Here is an 18,891-nt window from a genome sequence, read left to right as displayed (position 1 = left end):
ATCGTCCCGCCATGTACACCGCGAGCTGGCGTGACGTCGTCCGGCGCGACCTGTTCGGCCCCCGGCCGGAGCGCGGCGACGGGCCCTACCGCCTGGTCGTCCGCGTCACCCTGGTCATCTTCCGGCTGCTGCGGCTGCGGTTCGACGTCCGGGGCTCCGAGCACGTGCCCACCTCCGGCGGCGCGGTGATCTGCAGCAACCACGTCAGCTACCTCGACTTCACCTTCCTCGGCCTCGGCGCGCTGCCGCGGCACCGGCTGGTGCGCTTCATGGCCAAGGCGTCGGTGTTCGGCCACTGGTTCGCCGGGCCGTTCATGCGCGCCATGCGGCACATCCCGGTCGACCGCAAGGCCGGCGCCGCGGCCTTCGACGCCGCCGTCCGGTCGCTCCGGGACGGACAGGTGGTCGGCGTCTTCCCGGAGGCCACGATCAGCCAGAGCTTCACCGTGAAGGAGCTCAAGGCCGGCGCCGCCCGCATGGCCCTCGACGCGCAGGTGCCGATCCTCCCGGCCGCAGTGTGGGGCGGGCACCGGGTGGCCACCAAGAAGCGCCCCGTCGACCTCACCCGCGGCCGCGCGGTCACCGTGCTGTTCGGCGAGCCGGTCGTGCCCGAGCCCGGGGAGACGCCCCCGGCGCTGCTGGCCCGCACCAAGGTGGCCATGGAGGCGCTGCTGGACGAGGCGCAGCGCACCTATCCGCAGCAGCCCGACGGCCCCGACGACACGTGGTGGGTGCCGGCCCACCTGGGCGGCACCGCGCCCACGCCGCAGGAGGCCGCCGAGCGCGACAGCGCCGACGCCGCCGGGGCCCGGGTGCGGGCGCGCACGTCGCGCCGCGCCCGGCTGCTGGCCCGCCTGCCCGGGCGCCGCCGGCCGCGCGCCGCGGGGTCTCCGGCACCCGGGCGCCCGTCGCCGGAGCGGCCGGACCGGGCCGCCTGAGCGGCTAGTCGACCACCGGCGGGGCCATGAGCCGGAAGGCCTCGAGCTCGACGTCGTACCAGCGGCGCATCCGGCCCAGCGGCGCCATGCCCAGCCGGCGGCACACCGCCAGGGACGGCTCGTTGCCGGGCCGGACGACGGCGTAGACCTCGGGCAGCCCGGCGCCGAAGGCCCGCTCGACGACGGCGCGCGCGGCCTCGGTGGCGTACCCGTGGCCCCAGCACTCGGGGTGCAGGTGCCAGCCGACCTCCACCTCGCCCACGCCGTCGGGCAGCGGCTTGAGCAGCACGGTGCCGGCGACGACGGGCGGGTCGGCGCGCACCTCCACCGCCCAGCACCCGAAGCGCGGGTCGGCGCGGTTGACCTCCGCCCACCGGGCGACCAGCTCCACCGGCCCCACCGACGGGCTGCCGCCGAGCCAGCGGGTCACCTCGGGGCGGCCGTAGATGTCGGTGAGCCGGGCCAGGTCGTCGCGGCGGGTGGTCCAGGCGCGCAGCCGCAGCCGGGGGGTGAGCAGCTCCCCGTCCGCCATCGGTCCTGCCTACCGCCGCGGCCGGTGCGCGGCCACCCGGGAACGGGCGGGCCGGGGGGCGCCGTCATGCTGCTGCCGTGGACCTGCTGATCACCGACGTGACCGTCGGCGACCGCCCCGGCCGCGCGGTGGCCGTCGCCGACGGCGCGATCGCCTGGCTCGGCGACACCGGCGACGCGCCGCGGGCCGACCGGGTGCTCGCCGGGGACGGCGCCCTGCTGACCCCGGCGTTCGTCGACGCGCACGTGCACGCGACGGCGACCGGCCTGGCGCTCACCGGTCTCGACCTCCACTCGAGGTCGAGCCTCGCGGCGGCGGTCGCGGCCGTCGCGGCCGCGCACCGCGCCGCCCCGTCCGGGGTGCTGCTCGGCACCGGGTGGGACGAGACCGGCTGGCCGGAGGGCCGGGGGCTGACCCGCGCCGACCTGGACGCCGTCGTCGGGGACCGCCCGGTGTACCTGGCGCGGGTCGACGTGCACTCGGCCACCGTGTCGACCGCGCTGCTGGACCGGGTGCCCGGCGTCCGGGACCTGCCCGGCTTCGCCGCGGACGGGCAGCTGCGCCTCGACGCCCACCACGCCGCCCGGCAGGCCGCCTACGGCGCGGTGAGCGCCCCGCAGCGGGCGGCGGCGCAGGCCGCCACCCTGGACGCGGCCGCCCGCCTCGGCATCGGCACGGTGCACGAGATGGCCGGGCCGGAGGTGTCCGGTGCCGAGGACCTGCGCGCCCTGCTCGCACTGGCCGCCGGGCGGCCCGGCCCGCGCGTGCTGGGCTACTGGGGGGAGCTGGCCGAGCGCGGCGGGCTGGACCTGGTGCGGGAGCTCGGGCTGGCCGGGGCCGGCGGCGACCTGTTCTGCGACGGCGCTCTCGGCTCGCACACCGCCGCGCTGTCGGCGCCCTACCGCGACCGGCCCGACACCTCCGGGGCGCTGCGCTTCGAGACCGCGCAGCTGGTGGAGCACGTGCGCGCCTGCACCGCCGCCGGGATCCAGGCCGGGTTCCACGTCATCGGCGACGCCGCCGTCGACCAGGTGCTCGACGCCGTCGGCGCGGTCGTCGACGAGCTCGGCGTCGCCGCCGTGCGGGCGTGCCGGCACCGCCTGGAGCACGTGGAGATGACCGGGCCGGAGGCGGTCGAGCGGATGCGCGCGTGGGGGATGGTGGCCAGCGTGCAGCCGGCCTTCGACGCCGCCTGGGGCGGGGACGCCGGGATGTACGCCGAGCGCCTCGGCGTGGAGCGGGCGCTGGGCGCCAACCCGTTCGCCGACCTCGCCGACGCCGGGGTGGCCCTGGCGTTGGGCAGCGACGCCCCGGTGACGCCGATGGACCCGTGGGGCGGGGTGCACGCCGCCGTCGACCACCACGAGCGCGCCTCGGGGCTGCGCCCGTTCGACGCCTTCGACGCGGCCACCCACGGCGGCTGGCACGCCGTGCGGGCCGAGCACCCCGCCGGCCCGCTGGCGCCGGGCGCGCCCGCGGATCTCGCGCTCTGGGCCACCGCGGACACGCTCTCGGCCGTGCTGGCCGGCCGGGTCCGTCCCGGCTGCTCCGGCCTGGTCGTGGCCGGCCGGGTGCTGCCGCTGTAACCGGCCGGCGCCCGCGCGGGTGCGGTCGCCGCACCGGCGGGGGACACCGCGGGCGGGGCGGCCGGTCCCGCCGCCGGGGGTGGGAGACTGTCCGGCGGGCCACGTCGTGGTCCGCGCACGCACAGCCGCGGGCGCCCACTGCAGCCCGGACCCGGTCCGCGGCGCGACGTCGCGGGGAGGCCGGCGGTGCCACCAGCAGCCGCGACGGACACGCTCGACGCGGTCCCCGACGCCGCCGGGCGGCCGTCCGGGAGCCGGTCCCGGCAGTGGTCCCGGCGGCTGCCCTGGCGGACGGCGCTGGCCGCCGCGGGCGGGGTCGCGCTGTTGTCCGCCTTCCCCGGGTGGTCGCTGACCGGGCTGGCCGTCCTCGGCCCCGCTGCCCTCGCCCTCGCCGTCCACGGGCAGCGCGCCCGCTCCGGGGCGTGGCTGGGGCTGGTGCTCGGCCTGGCGTTCTTCGTGCCGCTGCTGTCGTGGAGCGGCACCTACGTCGGCGCGTTCCCGTGGCTGGCGCTGGCGGTCTCCCAGGCGCTGTTCCTCGCCGCCCTCGGCGCGGCCACCGCGGCGGTCTCCCGGCTGCGCCTGTGGCCGCTGTGGACCGCGGCGCTGTGGGTGCTCGACGAGGCGCTGCGCGGCCGGCTGCCGCTGGGCGGGTTCCCGTGGGGCCGGCTGGGGTTCAGCCAGACCGACGGGCCGTTCCTGTCGCTGGCCGCCTACGGCGGGGTGCCGCTGGTCGGCTTCGCCGTCGCCCTCACCGGCGCGCTGCTGGCGGCCGCCGTCCTCGCGCTCGTGCGGGCCCGACGGTCGGCGTCCCCCGGGGGACCGTCCCCGAGGGCGGCGGCCGCGCTGGTCGCCGGCGCGCTCGCCGTCCCGCTGGCCGGCGCCGCCGCGTGGCTGCCCCTGCCGGGGTCCTCGCTCACCGACGGCGGGCCGGCCGTCACCGTCGCCGTCGTGCAGGGCGACGTCCCCGAGGCGGGCCTGGAGTTCAACGCCCGCCGCCGCGCGGTCCTGGACAACCACGTGCAGCAGACCCTCGACCTGGCCGCCCGGGTGGCGGCCGGCGACGAGGCGCAGCCGGACCTGGTGGTGTGGCCGGAGAACAGCTCCGACATCGACCCCTACACCAATGACGACGCCGCCCGGGCGATCAGCCGGGCCGCCGGGGCGATCGGCGCGCCGATCCTGGTGGGCGCCGTGGTCGAGGGGCCCGGGGAGTACCTGAGCAACACCGGCATCGTCTGGGACCCCGACAGCGGCCCCGGCGACACCTACGTCAAGCGCCACCCCGTGCCGCTGGCCGAGTACGTGCCGGCGCGCGCCTTCTTCCGGTTCTTCAGCGACAAGGTCGACCTCGTCCGCCGCGACTTCACCCACGGCACCGAGGTCGGCGTGCTCGACATGGGCGGCGCCCGGGTCGGCGACGTCATCTGCTTCGAGGTGGTCTACGACTCCCTGGTGGCCGACACCGTCGACGCCGGCGCGGAGCTGCTCGTGGTGCAGACCAACAACGCCACCTTCGGTTACACCGACGAGAGCGCCCAGCAGGTGGCCGCCGCCCAGGTGCGCGCGGTCGAGTTCGGCCGGTCGGTGGCGCTGGCCTCCACCAGCGGCATCTCCGCCGTCATCGCGCCCGACGGCTCCCTGGTGCGCTCCTCGGGGCTGTTCACCTCCGCGGTGTTCGTCGAGGACATCGCCCGGCGCGACGGCGCCACCCTCGCCCAGCGGCTGGGCGCCGGCCCCGAGTGGGCGCTGTCCGCCCTGGGCGCCGGTGCCGTGCTCGCCGTCGCCGTTCCCGCCCTGCGCGCCCGCCGGAGCCGGCGGTGAGCGCGGGGCAGCGGGTCCTCGTCGTCATCCCCACCTACGACGAGGTGGAGAACCTCGAGCCGATCCTCGACCGGCTGCACGCCGCCGTCCCCGACGCGCACGCCCTGGTGGTCGACGACGGCTCCCCGGACGGCACCGGCGAGCTGGCCGAGAAGATCGCCGCCCAGGACCCGCGGGTGCACGTGCTGCGGCGCACGGAGAAGTCCGGTCTGGGCCCCGCGTACGTCGCCGGGTTCCGCTGGGGCCGCGCGCACGGCTACGACGTGCTGGTCGAGATGGACGCCGACGGCTCGCACCACCCCGAGCAGCTGCCGCTGCTGCTGGCCGGGCTCGAGGACGCCGACCTGGTGCTCGGGTCGCGGTGGGTGCCCGGCGGCCGGGTGGAGGACTGGCCGCGGCGCCGGCTGCTGCTGTCCCGCCTGGGCAACCGGTACACCCGCTGGGCGCTGCGGCTGCCCCTGGCCGACGCCACCGGCGGGTTCCGGGCCGTCCGCGGGGAGCTGGTCGACCGGCTGCCCTTCGACGAGGTGGCCAGCCAGGGCTACTGCTTCCAGGTCGACTGGGCGTGGCGGGCGGTCCGCGCCGGCGCCCGGGTGGCCGAGGTGCCGATCACCTTCAGCGAACGCGAGTTCGGCAGGAGCAAGATGACCGCCTCGATCGTTGAAGAGGCGTTGGTGCGGGTCACGTGGTGGGGCCTGCAGGACCGGCTGGCCGACCGCCTGCCGGGCCGGGTCCCCCGCGCCGTACCAGGACGGGTCCGCGACGGCGGGCGGTCCAGCGAGGTCCGGTAGGCGGACCCGGGCCGCCCGCGAGGCCGGACCGGGGAGAGCTGTGGGTCGACGCATCCGGGTGCTGGCGGGGCTGTGGGCCCTCGCCGAGATCGCCGTGTTCGTGCTGGTGGCGAGCTGGATCGGCGTGGGTGCCACCGTGCTGGCGGCGCTGGCCACCACCGTGCTGGGCTGGGCGCTGATGGCGCGCCAGGGCACGCGCGCGCTGGAGGCGCTGCGGGAGCGGGCCGTGGCGCACCGGCCGCCGGGGCGCGCCGCGTCCGACGCGGGCCTGGGCGCGGTCGGCGGGGCGCTGATGGTGCTGCCGGGCTTCGTGTCCGACGCCGTCGGGCTGCTGTGCCTGCTGCCGCCCACCCGGCCACTGGTGCGCGCCGCCGTGGGCCGCGGGCTGGCCGCCCGGCTGGGGCTCTCGGCCGCCGGCCCGGTGCGGGTGCACAGCACCCGGGTGCCCGGCGCCCCGTCCGGTGCCACCGCGTCCCGTGCCTCCGCGTCCGGAGCCTTCGGCGCCCCGGTGCGGGTCATCGAGGGCGAGGTGGCCGGCGACGTGGTCGACAGCGGCCCGCGCCCGTCCTGAGCACCCCGGGGGCCGGCGTCCCCGGCCCCGGACGCGGAACGGCCCCGGTGGGGGAGTCCCACCGGGGCCGTCCTGCTGCGTGCTGGGGTCAGCTGGCGCGGGTGCGCCGGCCGCGGAGCACCTCGAGGCGCTCGGCCAGGACCTCCTCGAGGTCCTCGACGGAGCGGCGCTCCAGGAGCATGTCCCAGTGCGTCCGCGGGGGCTTCACCTTCTTGGGAGCCGGCTCGGCGCCGCCGACCAGCTTCGCCGCCGCGCCGTCGAACTTGCACTCCCAGGTGTCGGGCACCTCGGCGTCGTCCGCGAACGGCACGGTGAACTGGTGACCCGAGGGGCACTTGTACTCGACGTACTGCCGCTCGATCGGCGCGGTGTTCCGCTCGGTCTCGTAGCTCACGCTGCCCAGTCGGCTGCCGCGCAGGGAACGCTCGCCCATGGCACACCGTCCTCTCGTGCTGGTGGTGTCGGTCAGGACTCCTCGCTGCAGGGGGTACCCACTGCAGGAGGGAGTCAAGGAGACCAACGGCGGATTTCGCGGAGAGATTCCGCTGAGTCGGTTCCCCATCATCGCATGGAGTGGTATCGGGGCGCCCGCCGCCCCTCCCAGGGGTGAGCGACGCCACCCCGGCGGGGGAGGTCAGGGCAGGGCGAGCTGCCCGGGACCGGCCGCCCCGGGACCGAGCAGGCCCAGGACGTGGTGCCGCCGGCACAGCACCTGGTAGTGCGTCTCCGGCACCGTCGTCGACGCGTCGGGGGCGACGCTGTCCGGCGCGGGGGTGGGGGCGGTGTCGGCGACGACGACGGTGGCGCCCTCGCGCACCATCTGCCCGTCGACGACGCGGGCGTTGAGCAGCCCGGGCGCCCCGCACCAGCACAGCACCTCCACCTGGATGCGCTGCACGTCGTCGGCGACCTCCAGCAGCCGCTGGGTGCCCGGGAACAGGCGGGCGCGGAAGTCGGTGGTCAGCCCGAAGGCGTAGACGTCGACGTGCGACGCGTCGACGAGCTCGGCGAGCTGGTCGACCTGGCCCGGGGTGAGGAACTGCGCCTCGTCGACGATCAGGTAGTCCACCCGGGTGCCGTCGGCCCACCGGGTGCGCACCAGCAGCAGCAGGTCGGTGCCGGCGTCGACCTCGACCGCCTCGCGGGCCAGCCCGACGCGGGAGGTGATCCGCGGCCGGGCCGACCGGTCGCCCTGGGTGAGCAGCAGCCCCGAGCGGCCCTGCCGGCTCTGGTTGTGGTCGACCTGCAGCGCCAGCGTCGACTTGCCGCAGTCCATCGGGCCGTGGAAGAAGCGCAGGTGCGCCGGTGCCGGGGCGCGGCGCCGGTCGCCGGCCGCGGGCACCGACGCCGGCAGCCCCTCCGCGTCGCTCACAGCCGCTCCGGCGGGGTGTTGCCGGCCGCGACCACCGCCCGCCGCATGGGCAGGCGCAGCAGCAGCAGGAACCCGGCGACGAAGAACACGACCAGGCTGATGATCGCGTACCGGTAGGACCCGGTGAGCTGGTAGGTCAGGCCGAAGGCCAGCGGCCCGAGCCAGCTGGTCCCGCGGTCGCTGATCTCGTAGAAGCTGTAGTACTCCGCCTCCCGGCCGGCCGGGATGAGGTGGCTGAACAGCGACCGCGACAGCGCCTGGGTGCCGCCCTGCACCAGGCCGATGACGGCGGCCAGCGCGTAGAACTGCGCGACGGCGCCCTCCTGCAGCGTGTAGGCGGCCACGAGCACCGCCGTCCAGGCCACCAGGCAGCCGAGCACGGTGCGCTTGGCGCCGTAGCGGGCGGCCACCCGGCCCAGCCCCAGGGCGCCGAAGACGGCGACCACCTGGACCATGAGGATCGCGCCGGTGAGCACCGACTGCGACAGGCCCAGCTCCTCGCTGGCGTAGGTGGCCGACAGCGAGATGACGGTCTGCACGCCGTCGTTGAACAGCAGGTAGGCGCCGAGGAACCACAGCGTCAGCGGGAACGCCCGCATCCCCTTGAGCGTCGACCACAGCTGCCGGAACCCGCTCGTGCCGGCGCCGTGCGCGGCCACCGGCGGCCGGTCGCGCAGCAGCGTGACCGTGACCAGGGTGAACAGGCCCCACCACAGGCCCGCCGTCGCCAGGCAGATGCGCACCGCCTCGCCCTCGGTGAGCCCCAGGGACTCCGCCCCGAGGAACAGCCCCAGGTGGACGGCGAGCAGCAGCGCGCCGCCGACGTAGCCGAACGCCCACCCGCGGCTGGAGACGGCGTCGCGCTCGTCGGGGCCGGCGAGGTCGGGCAGCCACGAGTAGTAGACGACGGTCGCCGCGCCGAAGGCCACGTTCGCGACGACGAACAGCGCCGCGCCGAGCAGGTACCGGCCGTCGGCGACGAAGAACAGGCAGGTGGCGGCCAGCGCGCCGAGCAGCGCCAGCGCCCCGAGCAGCTGCTTCTTGCGCCCGCTGCGGTCGGCCACGGCGCCGGTGAGCGGCAGCACGACGACCTGCACGACCACCGAGAACGACAGGACGTAGGAGAACCAGCTGCCCGGCGGGATGGACAGGCCGAGGAACGGCAGCCGGCCGTCGGCGCCGGCGGCGTCCTGGGCGACGCTGGTCAGGTAGGGCCCGAGGAAGACCGTGGTGACGCTGGTGTTGAACACCGACATCGCCCAGTCGTAGGAGTACCAGCCGAAGCGCTCGCGGCGCAGCGCGCGGTCGGCGGGGCCGGGAGCGGCCTGGAGGTCGGGCGCAGTCACGGCCGCAGGGTGCCAGCCGCGGGTCGGCACTTCCAGCACCGGCCCGTCACGGGATGTCCTCGGGCACCACGCCGCCGGGGAACGCCGCGGCGCCCGTCGTCGGCCGGGTGGGGTCGGGACGCAGCGGGGCGGCGGCCGCGCGCAGCGGCACCAGCCCGCGGGTGATCGCCGCGGCGATCCGCATCCGCGCCCGGTTGGCGTCGCCGACCCGGCCCGGCCGCAGGTCCTCCAGGTACACCGGCGGGCCGACGTGCACCCGCAGCACCGGCCGCCGCACCAGGGAGCGGGCGAGGGTGCGCAGCTTGCCCCAGTCGTTGCCGTACTGCAGCACGTCCTGGGCGCCCCACTGGCTGACCGGGATCACCGGCACGCCGACACCGAGCGCCAGCCGGGCCAGCCCGGTGCGGCCGCGCTCGGGCCACCAGTCCGGTGACAGCCCGACCCGCCCCTCGGGATAGGCGACGACGTGGCCGCCGTGCACCAGCGCCACCTCGGTCACTCGTACCGCGTGCCGGGCGACCTCGGTGCCCCGCTCCACCCGGATGCCGCCGGCGCGCTCGAGCACCGGCCCGACGACCGGCGCGGACATGATCCCGCCGGTCGCCATGATCCGCGGGACGACGCCGAGGCGGTGCAGGGCGACGGCGATCAGGAACGGGTCGAAGTCGCCGACGTGGTTGGCCGCCAGCAGCAGCGGGCCGCGGCGCAGCTCGTCGGGGATCCCGCCGGTGATCTCCACCCGGCCGAACAGGTCGACCAGCCAGGACAGCCGCCGCAGCGCGAGCAGCCAGCCGTCCCACGGCGGCGCCGCGGCGATCGCCAGCTCGCGGGCGAACCACTCGGGGTCGGTGTCGCGCAGCACCGGCTCGAGGTGGTCGGGCAGCGGCGGGGGAGCCGGCCGCCACTCGCGCAGCCGCCGCACCCGGTCGCTCAGCGGCCGGCCCACTGGCCCCGGGCCTCGAGGATCTCCTTCAGCATCGCCGGGCGGTCGGTCATGATGCCGTCCACGCCGAGGTCGAGCATCGCCGTCGCCTCCTCGGCCGTGTCGACGGTCCACACGTGCACCTGCAGCCCGCGGGCGTGCGCGGCGGTGACGAACCGCTCGTCGACCAGCGCGCGGCCACCCAGCTGCAGCGGCACCTGCGCGCAGCCGGCCTGCATCCGCACCAGCCCGGCCGCCCGCGGCGAGTACGACGACAACCGCAGCGCCGCCACCCCGCGCGGGCCGAGCGAGGTGCACACCGTGGGGCCGAGCAGCCGGCGGGCGGCGGCGACCCGGGCGTCGGAGAACGAGCCGAGGCAGACGCGGTCCAGGACGTCCATGCGGCGCAGCACCCGCACCAGCGGCGCGAGGACACCGGCGGCCTTGATGTCGAGGTTGAACCGGACGTCGGGCCAGGCGCCGAGCAGCTCCTCGAGCCGCAGGACCGGCTCCCGCCCGCCGATGCACGCCTCGGCGACCTCCGCCCACGGCAGCTGCTCGATCCGCCCGGTGCGGTCGGTGACCCGGTCGAGGGTGGGGTCGTGGAAGACGACCGGCACGCCGTCGGCGGTCACCCGCACGTCGGTCTCCAGGTAGCGGTAACCCATCGCCACGCAGGCCGCGAAGGCCGGCATGGTGTTCTCCAGGTGCTCGATCGCGCCGCCCCGGTGGGCCATCGCGAGAGGGGTCGGCCCCTCGAGGAAGGCGAACCGGGCGGGGGGCACGGGCGACACGCTAGTGCGGGCCCCCGACACGCCGACCGGCCCCGTCACGAGGCGCCTCCCGGGCGTGTCTCGCCGGACTGTCGGTGGGGGCGTCTAGCGTCGCGGCCGTGGCAGAGCAGCAGGTCCGCGGCGCCGCCGCGGGAACGGTCGAGAGGGCGGTCAGGACGTCGGGGAAGCGCGACACCGGCGAGCAGGGGAGCGGCACCGAGCGCCGGTGCGGCTGGTGCCGGCGGGTGCTCCCGCAGGCCGGGTCCGTCGGCCGTCCGCGCCTGTACTGCGGTCAGGCGTGCCGGCAGCGCGCCTACGAGCAACGCTCGGCGACGGCCAAGGCCGGCCTGTCCGACGACGTCGTCCTCGTCAAGCGCGCCGAGCTCGACGGGCTGCAGGACCGGCTGTTCCAGCTGCGTTGTGCCCTCGAGGACGTGCAGACGCTGCTCGGCGAACGACACACCAAGGCCGAGCTCGAGCAGATGCTGGCCGACGTGGTGCGCTCGACGGGGCGGCTCGACCGGCTCTGGGTCACCGAGCGCGCCGGCTGACGCGTGCGCCGGGCCCGGTCACCGTCCCCGGGTCCCGGCGTCCGGCTCGCGCTGTCCGGTCCCGGGCGGCAGGTCAGTCCGGGTCCTGCGTGTCGTCGTCCTGGTCCTCGGGCGCGCCCGGGTCCGGGTTGCTGTTGTCCGGCAGGTTGTCCTGCGACTCCTCCGACGGGTCGTTGCCGCTGGAGTTCTCGCTGTCGTCGGTCGTGCCGTCGTTCTGGGTGTCGCCGGCCGCGTTGCAGGCCGTGAGCGTGGCGCCGCCTCCGAACAGCGCCAGCGCGGTCATGAGTGCTGCGATCGGACGTCGGAGTTCCATGCGTCGACCCTAGGCAGGCACCGGGCGGGCCGCCCGTCGAAGCACGGACATCACCGTTCTAACGTCACAGTGACGAAAAGACGGTGGTGTCGCGGGCACCGGGGAGGGGCGGGTGGTCGGCGGCAGGAGCGGCTCGTCGCCGCCGTCGATGATCATCGGGACTCGGGGGACAGCCGGGCGGGACGGGCCGGGCGGCGATGCGGCCGGAACCGGGTGGCCGGAGGCCGGCGACCGGGTGCCGGGCCGCCGGGGAGATCGCCAGTGGACCGAGGAGGCGTCGGAACGGCTCGGGCGCGCGGGAACGTCGCGGTGCACGAACCTGGGTCGGCGGACGGCCTCGACGAGCGCCGGCGACGACCCGCCGAGGGTCGCCGGCGTCCGGCACATGCATCGTCGTCGAGGTGACGTCGGAGCGGACGTCGGCGTCGAGCGGTCCAGGCCTGTCAGGCAACGAGCTGCGGGACCCGGTGGCGAGCCGGATCGACCCCTTCTCGCGCCCGGATCCAGTGCGCCGATAATGCACATTATGTCAACTAGTCCGGAGAGGACCCGCTCCCCGCGCCACCGACGGACCCCGTGTGAGCGCGTCCTCAGGACCGCACCCGCACCCTCGGGTCCACCGCCGCGGCCGCGACGTCGGCGAGCGCGTTGGCCACGATGACCGCCGCGATGACGACCGTCGTCAGGCCGACCAGCATCGCCCGGTCCCGCCCCTGGATCGCCCCGAGGATCGCACCGCCGACGCCCGGCATGCCGAAGACGCCCTCGACGACGATCAGCCCCACGAACAGCTGCCCCAGGTTCGCCGCCACGTAGGTCACCACCGGCGTCAGCGCCGGCCGCAGCGCGTGCACCCCGACCACCCGCCACGGCGGCAGGCCGCGGCCCCGGGCGGCCAGCACGAACGGCGAGCGCAGCGTCTCCCCCACCTCCACCCGCGCGATCAGCGCGACGTAGCCGGTCGACAGGGCGGCCAGGGCCAGCACCGGCAGCAGGTAGGCCGCGGGCTCCCCGGTGCGCCCGTTGACCGGCGCCCACCCGAGCTCGGAGACGAAGACGAACCGCAGCAGGTAGGCCGCCACCACCACCGGCGTGCCCACCAGCAGCGTCGCGACGGCGTAGACCCCCGTCCCGGTCCACCGCCCGCCCGTGGCGAGCGCGCCGGCCACCACGCCGACGACCAGCTGCACCAGCACCGCACCGCCGAGCAGGACCGCGCTCACCGGGGCGGCGACCGCGACGACGTCCAGGACGGCCGGCCCGGGCACCACCGCGTCCCCGCGCAGGCTCGGCAGGCCGCGGCCCCAGTCGCCGGTGAGCAGGTCGCGCAGGTACCGCCCGTACTGGACGGCCACCGGCTCGTCGAGGGAGTAGTCGCTGCGGATGCGGGCGTAGAGCTCGGGGGGCGGCGGGCGGAAGCCGAACAGCGCCCGCACCGGGTCGCCCGGCAGTTGCGTCACGGCGACGAAGACCAGGGTCACCGCCGCCCAGATGCTGACCAGTGCCTGCCCGGACCGGCGGACGGCGAAGGCGAGCACGCGGCCCATCGTGGCAGGACGGTGATCACCCGGTCGACCGCGCCGGCCGGCCTCGGGCACACTCCGCCCGTGCCGCCACCCCTGCCGTCCGCGGACACCCCGACCGGGCGGCGCCGGTGGAACGCCCCGCTGATCGTGGCCACGCTGCTGCTCGCCCTGTTCGCGGCGATGGCGCTGGTGCCGGCCGCGCTCGCCCCGGCCGACCCCCGCGCCTGCGACCTGGCCGACTCGCTCGTGCCGCCGTCGTGGGCGCACCCGCTGGGTTTCGACCTCTTCGGCTGCGACCTGGCCGCCAAGGTCGTGTACGGCGCCCGGACGTCCCTGCTGCTCGTCGTGGCCGTCGTCGCGATCGCCGGGCCCGCCGCACTGCTGCTCGGCACCCTCGCGGCCTACGCCGGCGGCTGGGTGGACGCGCTGGTCACCCGGGTCACCGACGTCTGGTCGGGCATCCCGCTGGTCCTGGGCGGCGTCATCCTGCTCAGCGCCACCGACCGCCGCGGCGTCGCGCAGGTGGTGGTCGTCCTGGCCGCCTTCAGCTGGCCGCCCATGGTACGGATCGTGCGCGCGAGCACCCGCCAGGTGCTGGCCCTCGACCACGTGACGGCGGCCCGGGCGCTCGGCGCCGGCCCCGTGCGGCTGCTCGGGCGCCACGTCCTGCCGTCGGCGGTGCGGCCACTGCTCGTGTTCACCAGCGCCTACGCGGGCTTCCTGGTCTCCGCCGAGGCCATCCTGACCTTCGCCGGCGTCGGCCTGCAGCGCCCCACCGACTCCTGGGGGATCCTGCTCGAGCAGGGCGGCGACGCGGCCTCGCGGGCGCCGCACGCGCTCGTGGCGCCGAGCGTCGTGCTGGTCGTGGCGGTGGCCGCCTTCGTTCTCCTCGGCGAGGGCCTGCGCGCCGCCGGCCGCGACGACGGGTCCCGATGAGTCCCGGCCGCCCGGCCGGTCAGGAGGACGTCGCCGCCGAACCCCGGAGGTCCCCCGTGCCGAGCACCGTCCAGCCGATCCTGGCCACCCGCGACGTCACGCGCCTGGTGCGCTTCTACACGGACGTCGCCGGCGCCGTCCCCACCCTGCGCGTGCCCGACGACGGTCCCGTCTTCTTCCAGGGCCTGCGGATCGGCGACTCCGACCTCGGGATCGTCGCCGACGACGGCATCGCGCCCGGCTCCCCCGGCCGGGTCCTGGTGAGCATCGAGGTCGACGACGTCGACGCCGCCCTCCCCCGGGTCGAGGAGCTGGGCGGCACGGTGACCGGCCCGGCGACCGACATGCCCTGGGGGCAGCGGGTGGCCCACGTCCAGGACCCCGACGGCAACCCGGTGAACCTGATCTTCACCCGGTAGCTGTTGCTTTTCCACCTTGAGAGGTGACCACCGTCTTGTTGTTTTTTTGTTGGGGATAACGGACACAGGAGATCCGGAGCGACGACGACGACGTGCCGTCCGGCGTCAGTTCGTACCGTGCCCGCCGTACCTGGCGAGTGCCGCCACGCCGTCCAGGTGGCAGCCCGGTGCGCGGACGGAGTCGGGCCGGCCGCGCCGGGGCATCCGACACCCCCATCGGCCACGAGCCGGCGGCGGACCGGGTCGATCACCGCGACGAGCGCGCGCCCGGCGGCCGGGGCGGGCGCTCACGTCGGTCGTCGAGACGGCGCCCGAGTTGCTCACCGGGCTCCCGGTCGGCTCCGCCCGCGGCGGCTCGGCCGGACGGGTCCCTCGCCGTCGCCGTGGCGGCCGAGCGCACCGCCACCACGTCCGACCACCCCTCCTCCGGGCACGCGGGGCGGGGTGCCCGCGTGCCCCACCCTCCCCTGCTGGTGCTGTTTACCTGTCCGCTTTCAACATTGAAAGATCGTTCGGGATAACGGAGATGCGGAGGTCAGCGGTCCCGCCAGGAGCGGCCGGCGAGCCACCACTGCAGGCGCCGGGTGATCCACGGGAGCAGCAGGTACGTCATGAGGGGCGTGAGGGTGAGCGTCACGACCGCCACCCGCAGGGCGACGGGCAGGCCGTCCAGCCACACCCCGAGCGTCACCGTGGCCAGCAGGTTGAGCGGGTAGAAGACCAGCCAGATCGTCGTCGCCTGCTTCCACCGCGGCGGCGCCGCCGGCCCCGCCGGGGTGACCACCTCGGTCACGGCCGGCTCGTCGAACCAGCCCTCGATACCGGTGCGCCGCTCGGTGCGGGTCACCTCGGCCAGGCCCTCGGCCGAGCGCAGCCACCAGGCCCGCTCCGCCGACGCCTCCCACGCCTCGAGCGCCGCCTGGTCGGTGAACCGGCAGAGCATGTGCCACTCGTCGGAACCGCCGCGCGGGCGCACCCACCCCGCGCCGAGGAAGCCGGGGAACGACTCGGCCATCGTCAGGCCGGCGCGGATCCAGGCGGTCATCTCGCGGGTATGCGCGGGGTCGGCGCGCCGGGTGAAGGAGACCGTGACCGGCAGCTCCCGGGCGTCGACAGCTGGCGTCGTCGTCACGCCGTCCAGGATGAGCGGGCGGCCCGGGCCTCCGCAGCCGCGGGCGGCGTGATCCTCCCCGCTCTCGCTGCTCCCCTTCCCCGGGACGCGTCCCCCGGTGATCACGCACATTAGTTGGGGATAACGGACGACACGGGGTCCTCCCGCATCCGGGCCGCTCCCAGACGCGTGCGGTTGACTCGCGGCCATGGACGTCGTGGAGCGCCTCTGGACCCGGGCCACCGCCGAGGCCCCGCTGCCGCCGGGCGTACTCGCCGGAGCTGCCGTCGTCGCCCTGCTCGTGGTGGCCACCCCCGCGCTGTGGCGACCGGCCCGCACGGTGGTGACGATCGCCCACGAGGGCGCCCACGGGCTCGCGGCGCTGGCCGCGGGACGCCGGTTGTCGGGCATCCGGCTGCACTCGGACACCTCCGGCCTGACCGTCTCCCGGGGCCGCCCCACCGGGCCGGGCATGGTCCTCACCTGCGCGGCGGGTTATCCCGGCCCGGCCCTGTTCGGGCTCGGAGCCGCGGCGCTGCTGGCGACCGGGCACGCCGCCGGGGTGCTGTGGGCGGTGCTCGCGCTGCTGGCGCTGCTGCTCCTGCAGATCCGCAACTTCTACGGACTCTGGGCGGTGCTGGTCACCGGCGCGGTGGTCGCGGGCGTCACCGCCTGGCTGCCCCCGGCCGGGCAGGCCGCCTTCGCCGCGGCCGTCACCTGGTTCCTGCTGCTCGCCGCCCCGCGGACGGTGCTCGAGCTGCAGCGGGCCCGCCGGCGGCGGTCGGCACCGGACTCCGACGCCGACCAGCTGGCCCGGCTCACCGGCCTGCCGGCACTCGGCTGGGTCGGGCTGTTCCTGCTGCTGGACGCCGGCGCGCTGGCCCTCGCCGGGTCCTGGCTGCTGCTCCCCTGAGCCCGGGACCCCCCGTCCCGCCGGCGGTCCCGCCCGTCATGCCGCACGCCAGCCCGGCGGCCACCAGGGCGATGCCCGCCCAGACCCCCGGCGCCGGCGGCGGGCCGCCCAGCGCGACGCCGGCCGCGGCCGCCGCCACGGGGGCGAGGCCGGTGAGCAGCCCCGCGCGCCCGGGCCCCATCCGGCCGACGGTGGCGTACCAGAGGACGAAGGCGGCGGCGGTGACCGCCAGCGCGAGGTAGGCGACGGCGAGCAGGTCGCCGGCGTCCAGCCGCAGGAGGGTGCCGGGTCCCTCGGTGGTCAGGCCGAGGACGGCGAACCCGGCGGCGGCCAGCCAGGTGGTGTGCACCGAGACGCCCCACGCCCCGTGCCGGGCGAGCACGGGGACGGCGAGCAGCGTGAAGGCCGCCTCGCAGAGCAGCACCACGAGCGCCCACAGCAGCCCGGTGCCGTCGGTGCGCCCCAGCCCCTGCACCGCCGCGGCGCCCGCGGTGACCACGACCGCGGCCAGCAGCACCCGCGGCGCCGGGCGCTGCCCCTGCAGCAGCGGGCCGGCGGTGGCCAGCAGCAGGGGGACGCTCGCGACGGCGACCCCCAGCACCGCGGGCTCGGCGTGCGCGGCGCCCTCGACGAGGGCCACGTTGAACAGCACCAGCCCGGCGCCGGCGACGCCCGCGAGCCACGCCCACTCGGCGCCGCGGGGCCGCAGCAGCGGCCGCCCGCCGGCCCGCGCCAGCAGCACCAGGACGGCGCAGGCGGCGGTGTAGCGCAGGGCCTGCGCGGTGGCGTCCGCGCCGCCGGGGAGCAGGCCGGAGACGGCGACGCTGCCGCCGACGAACACCATCGCCAGGGCGCCGGGCAGGGCGGTCCGGAGCGCGCCGGGGGCGACGGCGGGGACGACGGCGGGCGGAGCGCCGGGGACGGCGGGCGGGGGGACGGGGGTGGCGGGTCCGGCGGGCACGGTGCGACCCTGACGGCCGAGCGGACCGGTGGACAGGTCCGATGAGGAGCAGATCCAGTGGACCGATCCGCCGGGGCCGACTTCCTGCAGCTGCGCCGCGACGAGGCACCGCCCCACGGCCTGACCGCGTGGCTGGTCGAGCGGGTGCGCGCGGCGGTCGCCGAGGGCCGCCTGGCGCCCGGCGCGGCGCTGCCCCCGACCCGGGTGCTCGCCCGCGACCTCGGCGCCTCCCGGGGCGTCGTCGTCGAGGCGTGGCGGCGGCTGGCCGACGAGGGGCTGGTGGTCGCCCGCACCGGTGCGGGCACGGTGGTCGCCGGGACGGTGCCGGCCTTCCCTACCGCGCCGCGCCCGGCGCCCATGGTGGCGGTGAGCCCGCTGCCGCCGGCCGACGTCCCCCGGCTGCCGGCGCCGGTGCCGGAGGGCGTCGACCTCGACCTCTCCCCCGGCGTCCCCGACCTCGCCGCGTTCCCGCGGGCCGCCTGGCTGCGGGCCGAGCGGGCGGTGCTGGCCGGCGCGAGCGACGCCGACCTCGGCTACGGCGACCCGCGCGGCCACCCGCGGCTGCGGACGGTGCTCGCCGCGTGGCTGGCCCGCACCCGCGGGCTGCGCGCCGACGCCGACGCCCTCGTGGTGGTGGCCGGGGTGGCCCAGACGCTGGCGCTGCTCGGCCCGCTGCTCGACGCGGCGTCCGGCGCCGGCACGGCGGTCGCCGTCGAGGACCCCGGCTCGCGCGGCGCCCGCGAGGCGCTGGCCCACCGGGGCGTGCCCACCGTCCCGGTGCCGGTCGACGGCGAGGGCCTGGTCGCCGCCGCGCTGTCCGGCAGCGGCGCGGGCGCGGTGCTGCTCACCCCGGCGCACCAGTTCCCCACCGGCGTCGTCCTGTCCCCCGCGCGGCGCCGCGCCGTCCTGGCCTGGGCGCGGGACACCGGCGGGCTGGTGGTGGAGGACGACTACGACGCCGAGCACCGCTACGACCGGCCGCCGGTGGCCGCGCTCCAGGCCGCCGCGCCGGGATCGGTGCTGCACACCGGGAGCGTCTCCAAGAGCCTGGCGCCGGGGCTGCGGCTGGGCTGGGCGGTGCCGCCGCCGCACCTGCACGCCGAGCTGGTCGCCGCCCGGCACGCCGCCGACCTCGGCGGCCCGGTGCTGCCCCAGCTGGTGCTGGCCGAGCTGCTGGCCTCCGGCGCGCACGACCGGCACCTGCGCCGCGTGCGCACCCGCCAGCGGGCCCGCCGCGACGCCGTCGTCGCCGCCGTGCGGGCGCACCTGCCCGGGGCGCGGGTCGAGGGGGTGGCGGCGGGCCTGCACCTGCTGCTCACCTTCACCGGGCGGCCGGGGCTCGACGACACCGTGCTGGCCCGCCGGGCGCGGGAGGCCGGGGTGCTGGTGCACCCGCTGTCCTGGCACCGGGTGCGCCCCGGCCCGGCCGGGCTGGTGCTCGGCTACGCCGCGTCCCCGCCCGGCCGGCTCCAGGAGGCGGTCGCCCGCCTGGGCCGGGTGCTCGGCTGA

20 protein-coding genes are annotated in these 18,891 nt (G+C 77.2%); 10 read left to right on the top strand and 10 right to left on the bottom strand.

The window, feature by feature from the left end:
* The first annotated feature begins 11 nt into the window (after positions 1-11).
* Positions 12-938 carry a lysophospholipid acyltransferase family protein gene (locus tag ACI78R_RS21595; protein ID WP_457042229.1) on the top strand — a complete coding sequence of 309 codons (927 nt, stop codon included), beginning with the start codon at positions 12-14 and terminating at the stop codon, positions 936-938.
* A gap of 4 nt (positions 939-942) precedes the next feature.
* Here ACI78R_RS21595 and ACI78R_RS21590 read toward each other — a convergent pair whose 3' ends face one another.
* Positions 943-1,470, bottom strand: a complete 528-nt coding sequence (locus ACI78R_RS21590) for a GNAT family N-acetyltransferase (RefSeq protein ID WP_457042228.1) — start codon at positions 1,468-1,470, stop codon at positions 943-945.
* 77 nt (positions 1,471-1,547) lie between these two features.
* On the opposite strand from ACI78R_RS21590, the gene ACI78R_RS21585 reads away from it, so the two are divergent.
* The 4 genes from ACI78R_RS21585 (at position 1,548) to ACI78R_RS21570 (ending at position 6,239) form a co-directional block, all read left to right on the top strand.
* On the top strand, positions 1,548-3,056 hold the full coding sequence (locus ACI78R_RS21585; protein ID WP_457042227.1) for an amidohydrolase: 1,509 nt from the start codon (positions 1,548-1,550) through the stop codon (positions 3,054-3,056).
* 186 nt (positions 3,057-3,242) lie between these two features.
* Positions 3,243-4,877 carry an apolipoprotein N-acyltransferase gene (lnt, locus tag ACI78R_RS21580; protein WP_457042226.1) on the top strand — a complete coding sequence of 545 codons (1,635 nt, stop codon included), beginning with the start codon at positions 3,243-3,245 and terminating at the stop codon, positions 4,875-4,877.
* A complete protein-coding gene (locus ACI78R_RS21575) occupies positions 4,874-5,668 on the top strand; it encodes a polyprenol monophosphomannose synthase (RefSeq protein ID WP_073419822.1) in 795 nt (264 codons plus the stop codon). The genes lnt and ACI78R_RS21575 overlap by 4 nt, the downstream gene beginning before the upstream one ends.
* 40 nt (positions 5,669-5,708) lie before the next feature.
* Positions 5,709-6,239, top strand: coding sequence for an FxsA family protein (locus ACI78R_RS21570; protein WP_457042225.1), 531 nt, complete (start codon positions 5,709-5,711; stop codon positions 6,237-6,239).
* An 88-nt stretch (positions 6,240-6,327) separates the two neighbouring features.
* On the opposite strand, the gene ACI78R_RS21565 is transcribed toward ACI78R_RS21570, so the two are convergent.
* From ACI78R_RS21565 to ACI78R_RS21545, 5 genes are all read right to left on the bottom strand, one after another.
* Positions 6,328-6,672, bottom strand: a complete 345-nt coding sequence (locus ACI78R_RS21565; protein WP_073419820.1) for an RNA polymerase-binding protein RbpA — start codon at positions 6,670-6,672, stop codon at positions 6,328-6,330.
* Positions 6,673-6,873: 201 nt separating this feature from the next.
* Positions 6,874-7,611 carry a thymidine kinase gene (locus ACI78R_RS21560; protein WP_073419819.1) on the bottom strand — a complete coding sequence of 246 codons (738 nt, stop codon included), beginning with the start codon at positions 7,609-7,611 and terminating at the stop codon, positions 6,874-6,876.
* Positions 7,608-8,957 carry an MFS transporter gene (locus tag ACI78R_RS21555; protein WP_457042224.1) on the bottom strand — a complete coding sequence of 450 codons (1,350 nt, stop codon included), beginning with the start codon at positions 8,955-8,957 and terminating at the stop codon, positions 7,608-7,610. Before ACI78R_RS21555 ends, ACI78R_RS21560 begins: the two co-directional genes overlap by 4 nt.
* 46 nt (positions 8,958-9,003) lie before the next feature.
* Entirely contained in the window at positions 9,004-9,903 is a 900-nt protein-coding gene (locus ACI78R_RS21550; protein ID WP_457042223.1) for a lysophospholipid acyltransferase family protein, read from the bottom strand.
* The gene (locus tag ACI78R_RS21545; RefSeq protein WP_457042222.1) at positions 9,888-10,664 is read right to left on the bottom strand and encodes a glycerophosphodiester phosphodiesterase; all 777 of its coding nucleotides are present in this window, start codon (positions 10,662-10,664) and stop codon (positions 9,888-9,890) included. Before ACI78R_RS21545 ends, ACI78R_RS21550 begins: the two co-directional genes overlap by 16 nt.
* 107 nt (positions 10,665-10,771) lie before the next feature.
* Here ACI78R_RS21545 and ACI78R_RS21540 point away from each other — a divergent pair, with 107 nt between their 5' ends.
* Entirely contained in the window at positions 10,772-11,203 is a 432-nt protein-coding gene (locus ACI78R_RS21540) for a hypothetical protein (protein WP_457042221.1), read from the top strand.
* 73 nt (positions 11,204-11,276) lie between these two features.
* Here the strand turns inward: ACI78R_RS21540 and ACI78R_RS21535 are convergent, their stop codons facing one another.
* Positions 11,277-11,516 carry a hypothetical protein gene (locus tag ACI78R_RS21535; protein WP_336026430.1) on the bottom strand — a complete coding sequence of 80 codons (240 nt, stop codon included), beginning with the start codon at positions 11,514-11,516 and terminating at the stop codon, positions 11,277-11,279.
* A gap of 590 nt (positions 11,517-12,106) precedes the next feature.
* Positions 12,107-13,054 carry an ABC transporter permease gene (locus ACI78R_RS21530; RefSeq protein WP_457042220.1) on the bottom strand — a complete coding sequence of 316 codons (948 nt, stop codon included), beginning with the start codon at positions 13,052-13,054 and terminating at the stop codon, positions 12,107-12,109.
* Between the two features lie 69 nt (positions 13,055-13,123).
* Between ACI78R_RS21530 and ACI78R_RS21525 the strand changes: the two genes are divergently transcribed.
* Both ACI78R_RS21525 and ACI78R_RS21520 read left to right on the top strand, forming a co-directional pair.
* Positions 13,124-13,978, top strand: coding sequence for an ABC transporter permease (locus tag ACI78R_RS21525; protein ID WP_457042219.1), 855 nt, complete (start codon positions 13,124-13,126; stop codon positions 13,976-13,978).
* Positions 13,979-14,034: 56 nt separating this feature from the next.
* Positions 14,035-14,397: a VOC family protein gene (locus ACI78R_RS21520; RefSeq protein ID WP_457042218.1), complete on the top strand. Its 363-nt coding sequence runs from the start codon at positions 14,035-14,037 to the stop codon at positions 14,395-14,397.
* A 535-nt stretch (positions 14,398-14,932) separates the two neighbouring features.
* Here ACI78R_RS21520 and ACI78R_RS21515 read toward each other — a convergent pair.
* Positions 14,933-15,529, bottom strand: a complete 597-nt coding sequence (locus ACI78R_RS21515) for an antibiotic biosynthesis monooxygenase (protein WP_457042217.1) — start codon at positions 15,527-15,529, stop codon at positions 14,933-14,935.
* A 187-nt stretch (positions 15,530-15,716) separates the two neighbouring features.
* On the opposite strand from ACI78R_RS21515, the gene ACI78R_RS21510 reads away from it, so the two are divergent.
* Positions 15,717-16,421, top strand: a complete 705-nt coding sequence (locus tag ACI78R_RS21510) for a M50 family metallopeptidase (protein ID WP_457042216.1) — start codon at positions 15,717-15,719, stop codon at positions 16,419-16,421.
* On the opposite strand, the gene ACI78R_RS21505 is transcribed toward ACI78R_RS21510, so the two are convergent.
* A complete protein-coding gene (locus tag ACI78R_RS21505; protein WP_457042215.1) occupies positions 16,327-17,382 on the bottom strand; it encodes an EamA family transporter in 1,056 nt (351 codons plus the stop codon). The genes ACI78R_RS21510 and ACI78R_RS21505 overlap by 95 nt on opposite strands.
* Positions 17,383-17,439: 57 nt before the next feature.
* On the opposite strand from ACI78R_RS21505, the gene pdxR reads away from it, so the two are divergent.
* A complete protein-coding gene (gene pdxR / locus ACI78R_RS21500) occupies positions 17,440-18,891 on the top strand; it encodes a MocR-like pyridoxine biosynthesis transcription factor PdxR (protein ID WP_457042214.1) in 1,452 nt (483 codons plus the stop codon).

It is taken from the genome of Geodermatophilus sp. SYSU D01106 (assembly GCF_054049995.1).
The sequence above is the reverse complement of the archived record's forward strand: the minus strand, read 5'-3'. Positions and strand labels throughout refer to the sequence as shown.